A 12915-nucleotide genomic window follows, 5' to 3' on the forward strand; every position below is an offset into this window, starting at 1 on the left:
CGGCGACGGGTGACGCGGCGGGGGTCCGCCCCACGCCGCAGGGGCGCCTCCTCCTGCCCCACCCTCAGGTGTGATCGGCGGGGCCGCGGGTACGCCCGGGGCATGGCCACCACAGACGAGGTGCTGCGGCGCCTGGGCGACGTCCACTACCCCGCCGGCAAGGACGACCTCCTCGCGGGGGCCCGCGCCGCGGGAGCCGACGAGGACGTCCTGAAGGCGTTGCGCGCCGTCCCGCCGGACGACTACGCGAACTCCGCGGAGGTCGCCCGCGCCCTGCCCACCGCGGAACCCACCGACGCGCGCACGGCCGCCGAGCGGGCACGCCGGCAGTCGACGTCGCACCTCGCGGCGGGCGAGCGCGAGGTCCCGCCCGACCCGACGGACGCCTGACCCGACCCGACCCGCGGACGAGCGCGGCGGTCGGCCACGGCTGCGCCGGAACGCCCGACGGCCGCCGGGCCGCGCATGGTCGTGGGCGGGAGGGGTACTCGAGACCCCGTGGCCGACACCCAGGACGGACCCGACCTCCACCGCACCACGCGGGAACTCGCGAGCGGCGCCGACCACGCCGCGATCTCCACGCTGCTGCCGAGCGGCCGGATCCAGACGCAGCACATCCGGGTCGGGGTCGACGGTGACCGGCCGCACGTGAACACCGAGGTGCACCGCCAGGAGTTCGCGGACCTCGAGCGCGACGCGCGGGTGACGCCGGCCATCCGCGACGAGCAGGACCCCTACCGCTACGCCGAGGTCAGCGGGCGGCTCGGCGACGTGGAGCGCGGCCAGGCCGCGCGCGACCGCATCGACGAGCTGTCGCAGGAGTACGAGGGCCAGCCCTACCCGCCGGAGAAGATCGAGATCGAACGGGTCACGGTGTCCGTCGTGCCCGAGCGCCAGACGATCCCCGGCTGACCGACCACCCCCCAGGAGGAGCACCAGTGAAGGCTGTCGTCTACCGAGGCCCGCGCACCGTGACCGTCGAGGACGTCCCCGACGCCCGCGTCGAGAACCCCACCGACGCCGTCGTCCGGATCACCACGACGAACATCTGCGGGTCGGACCTGCACATGTACGAGGGCCGCAGCACGGTCGAGGAGGGCAAGGTCCTCGGGCACGAGAACATGGGCGTCGTCGAGGCCGTGGGCGACGCCGTGACGCGCCTGGAGGTCGGCGACCGGGTGTCGGTCCCGTTCAACATCGCGTGCGGCACCTGCCGCAACTGCCTGCACGGCTGGACGTCGTTCTGCACGCGCGTCAACCCGATCGAGGGCATGGACGGCGCCGCGTACGGCTACGCCAACATGGGTCCCTACGACGGCGGGCAGGCCGAGTTCCTGCGGGTCCCGTTCGCCGACGTCAACCTGCTGGAACTCCCCGCGGGCACCGAGCACGAGAACGACTTCACGATGCTGTCGGACATCTTCCCCACGGGCTGGCACGGCGTGGAGCTCTCGGGCATGGTCCCCGGCGACGACGTCGCGGTGTTCGGCGCGGGCCCCGTCGGCCTCATGGCCGCGCACAGCGCGCTGCTCAAGGGGGCGGCGCGGGTGTTCGTGGTCGACAAGGAGGCCGACCGGCTCGCGCTGGCCGCGAGCATCGGCGCCACTCCCGTCGACTTCTCCGCAGGCGACCCCGTCGAGCAGATCATGGAGCAGACGCAGGGGCGCGGCACCGACCGCGGCGTGGAGGCCGTCGGCTACCAGGCGCACGACCCGGCGGGCGACGAGCACCCGGAACTCGTGCTGGACAACCTCGTGAAGGTCGTCCGGACCACGGGCGGGATCGGCGTGGTGGGGGTCTACATGCCCTCGGACCCGGGCGCTGCCGACGAGGGCGCGAAGGAGGGACGGATCGGCTTCGACTACGGCACGTTCTTCACCAAGGGTCAGTCGATGGGCACCGGCCAGGCGCCCGTCATGCGCTACAACCGCCAGCTGCGCGACCTCATCGTCGCGGGCCGGGCGCGGCCCGGGTTCATCGTCTCCCACGAACTGCCGCTGGGACAGGCGCCCGAGGGGTACGCGAAGTTCGACGCCCGCGAGGACGGCTGGACGAAGGTCCTGCTGCACCCCGGGGCGGCGTCGTGAAGGCCGTCGTCTGGCACGGCGTCGGCGACATCCGCCTCGACGAGGTCCCCGACCCGACGGTGCGGGACCCCTTCGACGCCGTCGTGCGGATCACCACGAGCGCCATCTGCGGCACCGACCTGCACTTCGTGCGCGGCACCATGAGCGGCATGCGGGAGGGGACGGTCCTCGGCCACGAGGCCGTCGGGATCGTCGAGGAGGTCGGCCCCGGGGTGCGCAACCTCGCACCGGGCGACCGCGTGGTGGTGCCCTCGACCGTCGCCTGCGGGTCGTGCTCCTACTGCCGCGCCGGGTACTACTCCCAGTGCGACGTCGCGAACCCCGGCGGCAAGACGGCCGGCACCGTGTTCTTCGGCGGCCCCGAGGCCGCGGGCGGGCTCGACGGGATGCAGGCGGAGTTCGTGCGGGTGCCGTTCGCGCACGTCGGGCTCGTCCGGGTCCCCGAGGCCGTCACCGACGATCAGGCGATCATGGTGTCCGACGTCTTCCCGACCGCCTGGTTCGGCGCGAAGCTCGCCGAGGTGGGCGACGGCGACACCGTCGCCGTGTTCGGGGCCGGCCCCGTGGGGCTGTTCGCGGTCCTGTCCGCGTTCCGGCAGGGTGCGGGCCGGGTGCTCGTCGTGGACGGGCACCCCGACCGCCTCGACGCCGCCCGCCGCCTGGGGGCCGAGACCGTCGACTTCAACGCCGAGGACCCCGTCACGGTCCTGCGGGACCTCACCGGCGGCGCCGGGCCCGACCGCGTCATCGACGCGGTGGGGGTCGACGCGGAACGCCCGAAGGAGGGGCCGGCGGCCGAGGCGTCGGCGCAGTCGGCGGAGCAGTTCGCCGCGGAGGTCGCCGGCAACGCGCCCGAGACGAACGAGCAGGACGGGACGTGGCGGCCGGGCGACGCGCCGTCGCAGGCCGCGCAGTGGTACGTGCAGGCCGTCGCGAAGGCGGGGACGGTCGGCATCATCGGGGTGTACCCGCCGACGATGTCCAGCTTCCCCCTCGGGCAGGCGATGAACAAGAACCTCGTCCTGAAGATGGGCAACTGCGAGCACCGCCGCTACGTGCCGCAGCTGCTCGACCTCGTGGCCGCCGGGGTCGTGGACCCCGCCACGGTGATCACGCAGCACGCCCCCGTCGCGCAGGACGCCCTCGACGCCTACCGGCACTTCGACCGCCGCGAGGCGGGCTGGGTCAAGACCGTCCTCGACGGCGCCCGCTGACGCACGCCCCGCACGACGCGGCCCGGTCCCCGCGGGACCGGGCCGCGTCGCGTCGTGTCGCTTCGTGTCGAGGAGCGTCGTGTCGAGGAGCGTCAGGAGCGGACGCGGTCGAGGTGCTGGAGCAGCTCGTCCGCCGCCTGCTGCACCTCGGGGTGGTCGTTCTGCGACGCGCGCTGCTTGGCGTGGATCAGCGCCGACCGGTTCACCCGGGTGAAGTCCCCGTAGGGGAAGTGGTAGCGCTTCTTGGTGTGCTCGGACGCGTCCGGGTCGACGCCGAGGTGCCAGCGGGCGTACCCGTCCCAGCCGTCGTCGTCCCGCTCCTCGTTGCCGTCCGCGGCGGAGGGCGCGGCCTCGGACCAGCCGGTGCTGTCGTCGTAGCGGCCCTCGTCGATGAGGTGGTGCGCCTGCTCGAGGGCCTCGGTGTTGACGCGGTAGGTCGGCATGACCGCTCCCTACCCGCGCCGGGGCCCGCCACGCCCGCCGGAGGGCGCGCCGCCGGGGCGGCTCCTAGGGTCTGTCTGAGCCCGGGTGGCCGGGTCCGCCGACGAGAGGACGACGCGCGTGGTGCTGGGACTGCCGGACGGCGTGACCGCCTGCCTGTTCGACCTGGACGGGGTGCTGACCGACACGGCCGCCGTGCACGACGCCGCCTGGACGGCCACCTTCGACGCCTACCTCGCCGCCCGCGCCGAGGCGACGGGTGAGCCGTTCGTGCCCTTCGACCCCGCCGCGGACTACGCCGCCCACGTCGACGGCAAGCCCCGGGCCGCGGGGGTCCGCGACTTCCTGGCCAGCCGCGGCATCGAGCTGCCCGAGGGCTCGCCGCAGGACCCGCCCGACCAGCCGTGGGACGCCGCGACCGTCGCGGGGCTCGGCAACCGCAAGAACGCCGACCTCGCCGAGCGCATCCGCACCGACGGCGTCGACGTCTACGAGGGCTCCCGCCGCTTCCTCCTGGCCGCGCGGGACGCGGGGCTGCGCCGGGCCGTGGTCTCCTCCAGCGCCAACACCCGCCAGGTGCTCGAGGTCACGGGCCTGGCCGAGCTCGTCGAGGCGAGGATCGACGGCGTCACCCTGCGCGAGCGCGGCCTGGCCGGCAAGCCCGCGCCCCACACGTTCCTGGCCGGCGCCGAGGCGCTGGGCGTCGCGCCCGGCCAGGCGGCGGTCTTCGAGGACGCGCTCGCGGGCGTCGAGGCGGGGCGCACCGGCGCCTTCGGCGTCGTCGTCGGGGTCGACCGCCTCGGGCACGCCGACGCCCTGCGCGAGCACGGCGCCGACGTCGTCGTCGCGGACCTCGCGGAGCTGCTGGACACCCCGTGACGCCCACCGCGGCCGACCTCGCGGCCGGCTCCGGCCCACCGGTCAGGAGGACCGGGCGGCCTGCGGCCCCACGAGGGTCAGGACGTCGGCGCCGTCCTCGGTGACGGCGATCGTGTGCTCGCTGTGGGCCGTGCGGCAGCCCGTCGCGCTGCGCAGCGTCCAGCCGTCGGGGTCGGTGACGAGCTCGTCGGTGTCCGCCATCACCCACGGCTCCAGGGCCAGCAGCAGCCCGGGCTGCAGCCGGTAGCCGCGGCCGGGCCGGCCGGAGTTCGCGACGTGCGGGTCCTGGTGCATGGTCGAGCCGACCCCGTGGCCCCCGAACTGGGTGTTGACGCGGTACCCCGCCTCGCCGAGGACCGTGCCGATCGCGTGCGAGACGTCCCCGAGCCGCGCGCCGGGCCGCACCGCCGCGATGCCCGCGGCGAGGGCCCGCTCGGTCGCCGCGATCAGGTCGGCGTCCTCGGCCGGTGCGGCGCCGCCGATGTTGAAGCTCGTGGCGGAGTCCGCGACGACCCCGCCGAGGGACACCGCGAGGTCGAGCGTGAGCAGGTCGCCGTCGGCGAGGTCGCGGTCGTGCGGCAGCCCGTGCAGCACGGCGTCGTTGACCGAGGTGCAGATGTGGTGGCCGAAGGGGCCGCGGCCGAAGGACGGCGCGTAGTCGACGTAGCAGGACTGCGCCCCGGCCGCCTCGATCATCTCCCGCGCCCAGCGGTCGACGTCGAGCAGGTTCGTGCCGACCTCGCAGCGGGCGCGGAGCGTCTGCAGGATGCGCCCGACGAGCGCGCCCGTCTCGCGGGCCCGGGCCAGCTCCGCGGGGCTCATGATCTCGATCATCCGGCACCTCCGGTGACGAGGACGGTCGTGACCGTCCGGGACGAGTGTGGCGGCAGGCGTCTCAGCGGCGGGCGTCTCGGCGGCCGGCGTCTCAGCGGCCGGCGCGCAGGCGCACGGCGTGCCGCGCGGCGGCTCGGCCCCGCCGACGGTCGCCCGCGGCGTCGTAGGCGATCGCGAGCCGGAACCACGCGCCCGCGTCCTCGGGCGAGGCCTCGACCTCGGCGCGGCAGCGCTCGTACATCGCGCTGCCGGCCGCCCGGTCCACGCGTCCCGACGCCGTGCGGTCCAGGTCGTCGACGGGCAGCTGTCCCGCTTCGGCCAGCTCGCGGCCGAGGCGCTCGGTGGCCCGGCCGAACGCGAGCTCGCGCCAGACGGCCCAGGCCCCCACGAGCGGCAGCAGCACGAGGGCGACGCCCAGCGAGACGCCCGCCCACTCGCCCGTGCCGATGAGCCCGACGCCGAGGCGGCCCAGCAGGACGAAGTAGAACGCCAGCGCGAGGCACGAGACGACGATGACGACCTTGGTGCGCACGGGGCTCCTGCTCAGAGGTCGAGGTAGTGCTCGAGGCCGACCGTGACGCCCGGGCGGCCCACGACGGTCCGGACGCCCAGCAGCAGGCCCGGCATGTAGGCCGCGCGGTCGTAGGTGTCGTCGCGCAGGGTCAGGGTCTCCCCCGGGCCGCCCAGGACGACCTCCTGGTGCGCGGTCATCCCCCGCATCCGCACGGCGTGCACGTGCACCCCGTCCACGACCGCCCCGCGGGCGCCGGGCAGCTCCTGCTCGGTGGCGTCCGGCGACGGGCCCATCCCGGCCTCGGCGCGCGCGGCGGCGATGAGCTGCGCCGTGCGGATCGCGGAGCCGGAGGGCGCGTCGACCTTGCCGGGGTGGTGCAGCTCGACGACCTCGACGGACTCGAAGTACTTCGCCGCCTGCCGCGCGAACTGCATGACGAGCACGGCGCCGAGGCCGAAGTTCGTGGCGACGAGGACCCCGAGGTGGGGGGCGGCGGCCTGCCACCCGTGCACCTGCGCGAGGCGCTCGTCGGTCCAGCCGGTGGTGCCCGTGACGACGTGCAGGCCGTGCGCCAGCGCCCACTCGACGTTCGCGAGCACGGACCCCGGGACCGTGAGGTCGACCAGGACGTCCGCGCCGAGCGCGGCGTCGAGGCCGTCGCCCCGGCCGATCTCGGCGACGAGGTCGAGGTCGTCGGCGGCGGAGACCGCACGGCACGCCTGCGCGCCCATGCGGCCCCGCGCGCCGACGACCGCGACCCTCGTCGTCACCAGGAACCGGTCGTCACTGCAGGACGCCGGTGAACTGGCTGTCGTCGGCGAACGGGCCCACCACGGCGACCGAGCGCGGCCGGGAGAGCAGCTCCCCCGCGAGGGCGCGCACCTCCTCCGCCGTGACCGACCGGACCCGCTGCAGGACACCGTCGACGTCGAGGAACTGCCCGTGGACCAGCTCGGACTTGCCGAGCCGGTTCATGCGCGAACCCGAGTCCTCCAGGCCGAGGACCAGGCCGCCGGCGAGCTGACCGATGCCGCGCTGCAGCTCCTCGGCGCCCAGGCCGTCCTGCGCGAGCTTCACCAGTTCAGCCAGCATCAGCTCGGCCACCTGCCCCGCCTTCGCGGGCGAGCAGCCGGCGTACAGCCCGACGTAGCCGGAGTCGGCGTAGTTGGCGTTGAACGAGTAGACCGAGTACGCCAGGCCCCGCTTCTCGCGGACCTCCTGGAACAGCCGGCTGCTCATGCCGCCGCCGAGCACCGCGTTGAGCACCGAGAGCTGGAACCGCCGCTCGTCGGTGGCCGTGATGCCCGTCATGCCGAGCAGCACGTGCGCCTGCTCGGTGCTGCGCTCGACCACCAGGGCCTGACCGCGCTCCAGCCCCCCGGTGGGGACTCCGCCGGTGCGCCGCGGCGCGGGCGCCGCCTCGCCGAGATCCCCTGCGGCGCGGGACAGCTCGGCCTGCACGAGGTCGACGACCTCGTCGTGGTCGAGCCCGCCCGCGGCCGTGAAGACCAGCGTCGAGGGCCGGTAGTGCTCGCGGTAGTGCTCCCACACGTCCCCGCGCCCCACGGCGCGGATCGTGTCGGGGGTCCCGCCGATGGGGCGCCCGAGGGGGTGCGCGCCGAGCACGAGCTCGGCGAACCGCTCGTGGGCCACGTCGGCGGGGTCGTCGTCGTTCATCGCGAGCTCTTCGAGGATGACCTCGCGCTCGCTCGTGAAGTCGTCCTCGTCGAGCACCGCCGAGGTCACCATGTCGGTCACCACGTCGATCGCCATCGGCAGGTCGGCGTCGAGCACCCGCGCGTAGTAGGTCGTGTGCTCCTTGCCGGTGGCGGCGTTCGCCTCACCGCCGACGGCGTCGAACGCCGTGGCGATGTCCATGGCGTCGCGGCGCTCGGTGCCCTTGAACAGCAGGTGCTCGAGGAAGTGCGTCGAGCCGAAGTGGCCGCGGTCCTCGTCGCGGGAGCCGACGCCCACCCAGCACCCGACCGTGGCCGAGCGCTGGCCGGGCATGGCCTCGGTGAGGACGCGGGCGCCCGAGGGCAGGACGGTGCGGCGGACCACCGCACCGTCCTGCTCGGACAGCGTCGTCGTCAGCGGCTCCCGGCCGGCTGCCACGACGGGCAGCTCGACCGGGGCGCCGGACGGGCCGTGATGCGCGGCCGACACCTCAGGCGTCGGCCGGCTCGGCCTCGGGGGCGACCGCGGCGTCCGCGGCCTCCTCGGCGACGACCGGGATCAGCGAGAGCTTGCCGCGGGGGTCGATCTCGGCGATCTCGACCTGGACCTTCTGGCCCACCGCGACGACGTCCTCGACGTTGTCGACGCGCTTGCCGCCCGAGAGCTTGCGCAGCTGCGAGATGTGCAGCAGGCCGTCCTTGCCGGGCAGCAGCGAGACGAACGCGCCGAAGGTCGTCGTCTTCACGACGGTGCCGAGGTAGCGCTCGCCGACCTCGGGCATCGTCGGGTTGGCGATGGCGTTGACGGCCGCGCGGGCCGCCTCCGCCGAGGGGCCGTCGACGGCCCCGATGAACACCGTGCCGTCGTCCTCGATGGAGATGTCGGCGCCGGTGTCCTCCTGGATCTGGTTGATCATCTTGCCCTTCGGCCCGATGACCTCGCCGATCTTGTCCACGGGGACCTTGACCGTGATGATCCGCGGCGCGGTCGGCGACATCTCGTCCGGGGCGTCGATGGCCTCGGCCATGACGTCGAGGATGTGCAGCCGCGCGTCGCGGGCCTGGGTCAGCGCACCGGCCAGCACCGAGGCGGGGATGCCGTCGAGCTTGGTGTCGAGCTGGATCGCGGTGACGAACTCCTTGGTGCCGGCGACCTTGAAGTCCATGTCGCCGAAGGCGTCCTCGGCCCCGAGGATGTCGGTCAGCGCCGCGTAGCGGGTCTCGCCGTCGACGGTGTCGGAGATGAGGCCCATGGCGATGCCGGCGACGGGCGCGCGCAGCGGAACCCCGGCGTTCAGCAGCGACAGGGTGGACGCGCAGACCGAGCCCATCGAGGTGGACCCGTTGGAGCCCAGCGCCTCGGAGACCTGGCGGATCGCGTAGGGGAACTCCTCGCGGGCCGGCAGGACCGGGACCAGGGCGCGCTCGGCGAGGGCGCCGTGGCCGATCTCGCGGCGCTTGGGCGAACCCACGCGGCCGGTCTCACCGGTGGAGTACGGCGGGAAGTTGTAGTTGTGCATGTACCGCTTGCGCGTCACGGGCGACAGCGTGTCCAGCTGCTGCTCCATGCGGAGCATGTTCAGCGTGGTGACCCCGAGGATCTGGGTCTCGCCGCGCTCGAACAGCGCCGAGCCGTGCACGCGGGGCAGGACCTCGACCTCGGCGGACAGCGTCCGGATGTCGGCCAGGCCGCGGCCGTCGATGCGGACGCCGTCCGTCAGCACGCGCTGGCGGATGAGGCTCTTCTGCACCGAGCGGTAGGCCGCGGAGACCTCCTTCTCGCGCCCGGCGAACGACTCGGCCAGCGACGCCTTCACAGCGTCCTTGATCTCGTCGATGCGGGACTCGCGCTCCTGCTTGCCGGAGATCTGCAGCGCGGCGGTCAGGTCGGCCGACGTCGCGTCGAACACGGCCTGGTACGCGTCGTCGGCGTAGTCCGGGAACGTGGGGAACGCGGCGGTCGGCTTGGCGGCGGTGGCGGCCACCTCGGCCTGCGCGCGCACGAGCTCGGCGATGAACGGCTTGGCCGCCTCGAGGCCCGCGGCCACGACCTCCTCGGTCGGGGCGGTCTGGCCCTGCTCCTTGATGAGGGTCCAGGAGCCCTCGGTCGCCTCGGCCTCGACCATCATGATCGCGACGTCCTGCGACCCGTCCGCGGCGGTGACGACGCGGCCGGCGACGACCATGTCGAAGACGGCGCGCTCGAGCTCGGAGTAGCGCGGGAAGGCGACCCACTGGCCCTCGATCAGCGCGATGCGCACGCCGCCGATGGGGCCGGAGAACGGCAGGCCCGAGAGCTGGGTCGACAGCGACGCGGCGTTGATGGCCACGACGTCGTAGGCGTCGTCGGGGTGCAGCGCCATGACAGAGACGACGACCTGGACCTCGTTGCGCAGGCCCTTGACGAAGCTCGGGCGCAGCGGGCGGTCGATGAGGCGGCACGTGAGGATCGCCTCGGTGGACGGGCGGCCCTCGCGGCGGAAGAACGAGCCGGGGATCTTGCCGGCGGCGTAGCTGCGCTCCTCGACGTCCACCGTCAGGGGGAAGAAGTCGAACTGGTCCTTCGGGGACTTGCCGGCGGTGGTCGCGCTCAGCAGGAAGGACTCGCCGTCGAGGTAGACGGCGGCGGAGCCGGCGGCCTGCTTGGCCAGGCGGCCCGTCTCGAAGCGGATGGTGCGGGTGCCGAACGTGCCGTTGTCGATGACGGCTTCGGCGGCGGTGATCTCAGGACCCTCCACGGGTTCCTCCTCTGTGGTGCTCGGAGGACTGCGCGTCTCGGGACCGTGCTGTCGCACGGGCCCCGATCCGGCCTTCGATCGAGGCCCACGGGAGCCGACGTCGTCGGCGTCCGGGGGCCACTACCGAGGACCGGCACGACGCTGCGGTCGCTCCTGGTGTCTCACGGCCGCGTGTGCGGCCGCGGTGGCGCCAACGGCAGCAGGGGTGGTCCCGGTGCGGGACCACCCCTGCGTCGCGTCAGCGGCGGATGCCGAGCCGCTCGATCATCGAGCGGTAGCGGTTGATGTCCTTCTTGGCCATGTACTGCAGCAGGCGCCGGCGCTGGCCGACGAGCAGCAGCAGCCCACGACGGCTGTGGTGGTCGTGCTGGTGCACCTTGAGGTGCTCCGTGAGGTCGCGGATGCGCTGCGTCAGCATCGCCACCTGGACCTCGGGGGAGCCGGTGTCGCCTTCGCTGGTGGCGTACTCGGTCATGATCTTCTTCTTGACTTCAGCGTCGAGGGGCACGAGCTCTCCTGGTCCGTCGTTGCGCGGTGCCTCGGGGCTGATCCACCCGGGCGCTCTGGATCCGCGGCCGCTAGTACGGCGACGCCAGGCTACCAGCCGGGCACGGACAGGCCCGACCGCCCGGCCCCCGCGAGGAGGCGGCGGGCCTCGTCCACGTCCCGGCCCATCTGCACGACGAGCGCGTCGACGCCGTCGAAGCGCAGCGTCGGGCGCAGCCGCCGCACGAACTCCACGGCCACCCGCTCCCCGTAGAGGTCGAGCCCGGTCCGGTCGATGCAGTACGCCTCCACGCGGCGCTCGAGGCCGTCGAAGGTCGGGTTGCTGCCCACCGAGATCGCCGACGGCATCCGGTCCTCCTGCGGCGTGCCCTCGGCGCGCACGACCCAGCCCGCGTACACGCCGTCGGCGGGCACGAGGCCCTCCGTCTCGCCCGCGACCGTGGACAGGTTCGCCGTGGGGTAGCCCAGCTCGCGGCCCCGGTGGTCGCCGTGCACGACGGTCGCGGTCACGCGGTGCAGGTGGCCCAGGACCGCGGCGGCGCGCTCGGCGTCCCCCGCCGCGAGGGCGTCGCGCACGGCGGTGGAGGACCACCGCGGGCTGCCGTCGCTCGGGTCGCCCAGGTCCTCCAGGACCGCCACCTCGAAGCCGTGCCGCGCCCCGAGCTCGCGCATGGTGGCCAGGTCGCCCGAGTTCCGCCGCCCGAAGCGGACGTCGTGACCCACGACGACCACCTGCGCGCCGAGGGCGCGCACGAAGACGTCGACCACGAACCGCTCGGGGCTCCAGCTCGCGAGCTCCGTCGTGAAGGGCATCACGAGGACCGCGTCGAGACCCGCGGCCTCCATGCGCTCCAGGCGGTGGTCGACGCCCGTCAGCAGCCCGGGGGCGCGCTCGGGGTCGAGGACCTGCAGCGGGTGCGGGTCGAACGTCACCGCGACGGCCGCCGCCCCGCGCGAGCGGGCCGTGGCCACCACGCGGGCGAGCACGGCCGCGTGCCCCCGGTGCACCCCGTCGAAGTTGCCGATCGTGACGACCGAGGGCCCGAAGTCCGCCTCGACGGCCGACAGGCCTTCCCACCGCTGCACGCGCCCACTGTGCCAGCAGCCACGCGCGCGGTCCGGCGGTGGGCTGGCTACGGTCGCTCCAGCAGCCGACCGCAGGAGGACACGTGACCACGAGCAGCAACGGCGGACCGCCCGTCGACCCCACGTCCACGAGCGCCTGGGCGGCCCTGCAGGCCCACCACGCCGCGACCGCGCCCGACCTGCGGGGCTGGTTCGCGGCCGACCCGGACCGGGCGCAGCGGCTCACCTTCGACGCGGCGGACCTGCACGTGGACCTGTCGAAGAACCTCGTCACGGACGAGACGCTCGCGCTGCTGCTGCAGCTCGCGGAGGAGACCGGCGTCGCCGGCCGCCTGGCGGCGATGTTCGCGGGCGAGCACGTGAACCCCACCGAGGACCGCGCCGTGCTGCACACCGCGCTGCGCCGGCCGCCGGGCGCGCAGCCGCCGCTCGTGGTCGACGGCCAGGACGTCGACGCCGACGTGCAGCGGGAGCTGGCCGAGGTGTTCTCCTTCGCCGACCAGGTCCGCTCGGGCGCCTGGACGGGCGTGACCGGCAAGCGCATCGCGACCGTGGTGAACATCGGCATCGGCGGGTCCGACCTCGGGCCCGTCATGGCGTACGCGGCGCTGGAGCCCTACGTGCAGGCGGGCCTGGAGTGCCGCTTCGTCTCCAACATCGACCCGACCGACGTGGCGCAGAAGACCGCGGGGCTGGACCCCGAGACGACGCTGTTCATCGTCGCGTCCAAGACGTTCGGCACGCTGGAGACGCTGACCAACGCGCGCCTGGCCCGCAGCTGGCTCTGGGAGCGGCTCGCCGCGGCGGGGGTCCTCGCCGACGACGACGAGGCCCGCCGCGGCGCGGTGGCCAAGCACTTCGTGGCGGTCTCCACGGCGCTGGACAAGGTCGAGGCCTTCGGCATCGACCCGGCCAACGCGTTCGGGTTCTGGGACTGGG

Annotated in this window: 14 protein-coding genes; 6 read left to right on the forward strand and 8 right to left on the reverse strand. The window is 74.2% G+C overall.

Translation table 11 applies throughout. From position 1 onward, the window contains the following. The first annotated feature begins 102 nt into the window (after positions 1–102). The 4 genes from GTR02_RS14185 (at position 103) to GTR02_RS14200 (ending at position 3301) form a co-directional block, all read left to right on the forward strand. Positions 103–390, forward strand: a complete 288-nt coding sequence (locus tag GTR02_RS14185) for a DUF2795 domain-containing protein (RefSeq protein ID WP_166608146.1) — start codon at positions 103–105, stop codon at positions 388–390. Positions 391–498: 108 nt separating this feature from the next. Next, positions 499–912: a pyridoxamine 5'-phosphate oxidase family protein gene (locus tag GTR02_RS14190; RefSeq protein ID WP_205709273.1), complete on the forward strand. Its 414-nt coding sequence runs from the start codon at positions 499–501 to the stop codon at positions 910–912. A gap of 26 nt (positions 913–938) precedes the next feature. Further along, a complete protein-coding gene (locus tag GTR02_RS14195; RefSeq protein WP_166608148.1) occupies positions 939–2087 on the forward strand; it encodes an alcohol dehydrogenase catalytic domain-containing protein in 1149 nt (382 codons plus the stop codon). After that, entirely contained in the window at positions 2084–3301 is a 1218-nt protein-coding gene (locus tag GTR02_RS14200; protein ID WP_166608149.1) for an alcohol dehydrogenase catalytic domain-containing protein, read from the forward strand. Before GTR02_RS14195 ends, GTR02_RS14200 begins: the two co-directional genes overlap by 4 nt. A 92-nt stretch (positions 3302–3393) precedes the next feature. On the opposite strand, the gene GTR02_RS14205 is transcribed toward GTR02_RS14200, so the two are convergent. After that, the gene (locus tag GTR02_RS14205; RefSeq protein ID WP_166608150.1) at positions 3394–3744 is read right to left on the reverse strand and encodes a hypothetical protein; all 351 of its coding nucleotides are present in this window, start codon (positions 3742–3744) and stop codon (positions 3394–3396) included. Positions 3745–3865: 121 nt separating this feature from the next. On the opposite strand from GTR02_RS14205, the gene GTR02_RS14210 reads away from it, so the two are divergent. Continuing rightward, positions 3866–4621, forward strand: coding sequence for a beta-phosphoglucomutase family hydrolase (locus tag GTR02_RS14210; protein WP_166608156.1), 756 nt, complete (start codon positions 3866–3868; stop codon positions 4619–4621). Positions 4622–4663: 42 nt separating this feature from the next. On the opposite strand, the gene map is transcribed toward GTR02_RS14210, so the two are convergent. The 7 genes from map to GTR02_RS14245 form a co-directional block, all read right to left on the reverse strand. Further along, the gene (map, locus tag GTR02_RS14215) at positions 4664–5455 is read right to left on the reverse strand and encodes a type I methionyl aminopeptidase (RefSeq protein ID WP_166608151.1); all 792 of its coding nucleotides are present in this window, start codon (positions 5453–5455) and stop codon (positions 4664–4666) included. Positions 5456–5546: 91 nt separating this feature from the next. Continuing rightward, the gene (locus GTR02_RS14220) at positions 5547–5987 is read right to left on the reverse strand and encodes a hypothetical protein (RefSeq protein WP_240895724.1); all 441 of its coding nucleotides are present in this window, start codon (positions 5985–5987) and stop codon (positions 5547–5549) included. 11 nt (positions 5988–5998) lie between these two features. Continuing rightward, positions 5999–6742: a 4-hydroxy-tetrahydrodipicolinate reductase gene (dapB, locus tag GTR02_RS14225; protein WP_166608158.1), complete on the reverse strand. Its 744-nt coding sequence runs from the start codon at positions 6740–6742 to the stop codon at positions 5999–6001. Positions 6743–6752: 10 nt separating this feature from the next. Then, a complete protein-coding gene (locus GTR02_RS14230; RefSeq protein WP_166608152.1) occupies positions 6753–8135 on the reverse strand; it encodes a M16 family metallopeptidase in 1383 nt (460 codons plus the stop codon). 1 nt (position 8136) lies between these two features. Continuing rightward, entirely contained in the window at positions 8137–10383 is a 2247-nt protein-coding gene (locus GTR02_RS14235) for a polyribonucleotide nucleotidyltransferase (protein WP_166608153.1), read from the reverse strand. A gap of 238 nt (positions 10384–10621) precedes the next feature. Further along, complete coding sequence (gene rpsO / locus GTR02_RS14240; RefSeq protein WP_166608154.1) at positions 10622–10891, reverse strand: 30S ribosomal protein S15; 270 nt, start codon at positions 10889–10891, stop codon at positions 10622–10624. Between the two features lie 89 nt (positions 10892–10980). After that, the gene (locus GTR02_RS14245; protein WP_166608155.1) at positions 10981–11976 is read right to left on the reverse strand and encodes a bifunctional riboflavin kinase/FAD synthetase; all 996 of its coding nucleotides are present in this window, start codon (positions 11974–11976) and stop codon (positions 10981–10983) included. Between the two features lie 83 nt (positions 11977–12059). Here GTR02_RS14245 and GTR02_RS14250 point away from each other — a divergent pair. After that, positions 12060–12915 (forward strand): glucose-6-phosphate isomerase (locus tag GTR02_RS14250; RefSeq protein WP_476702878.1); only part of this gene is annotated, 856 nt, incomplete at its 3' end.

Origin of the sequence: Kineococcus siccus (assembly GCF_009906795.1) — a bacterium.
Taxonomy (GTDB): Bacteria; Actinomycetota; Actinomycetes; order Actinomycetales; family Kineococcaceae; genus Kineococcus; species Kineococcus siccus.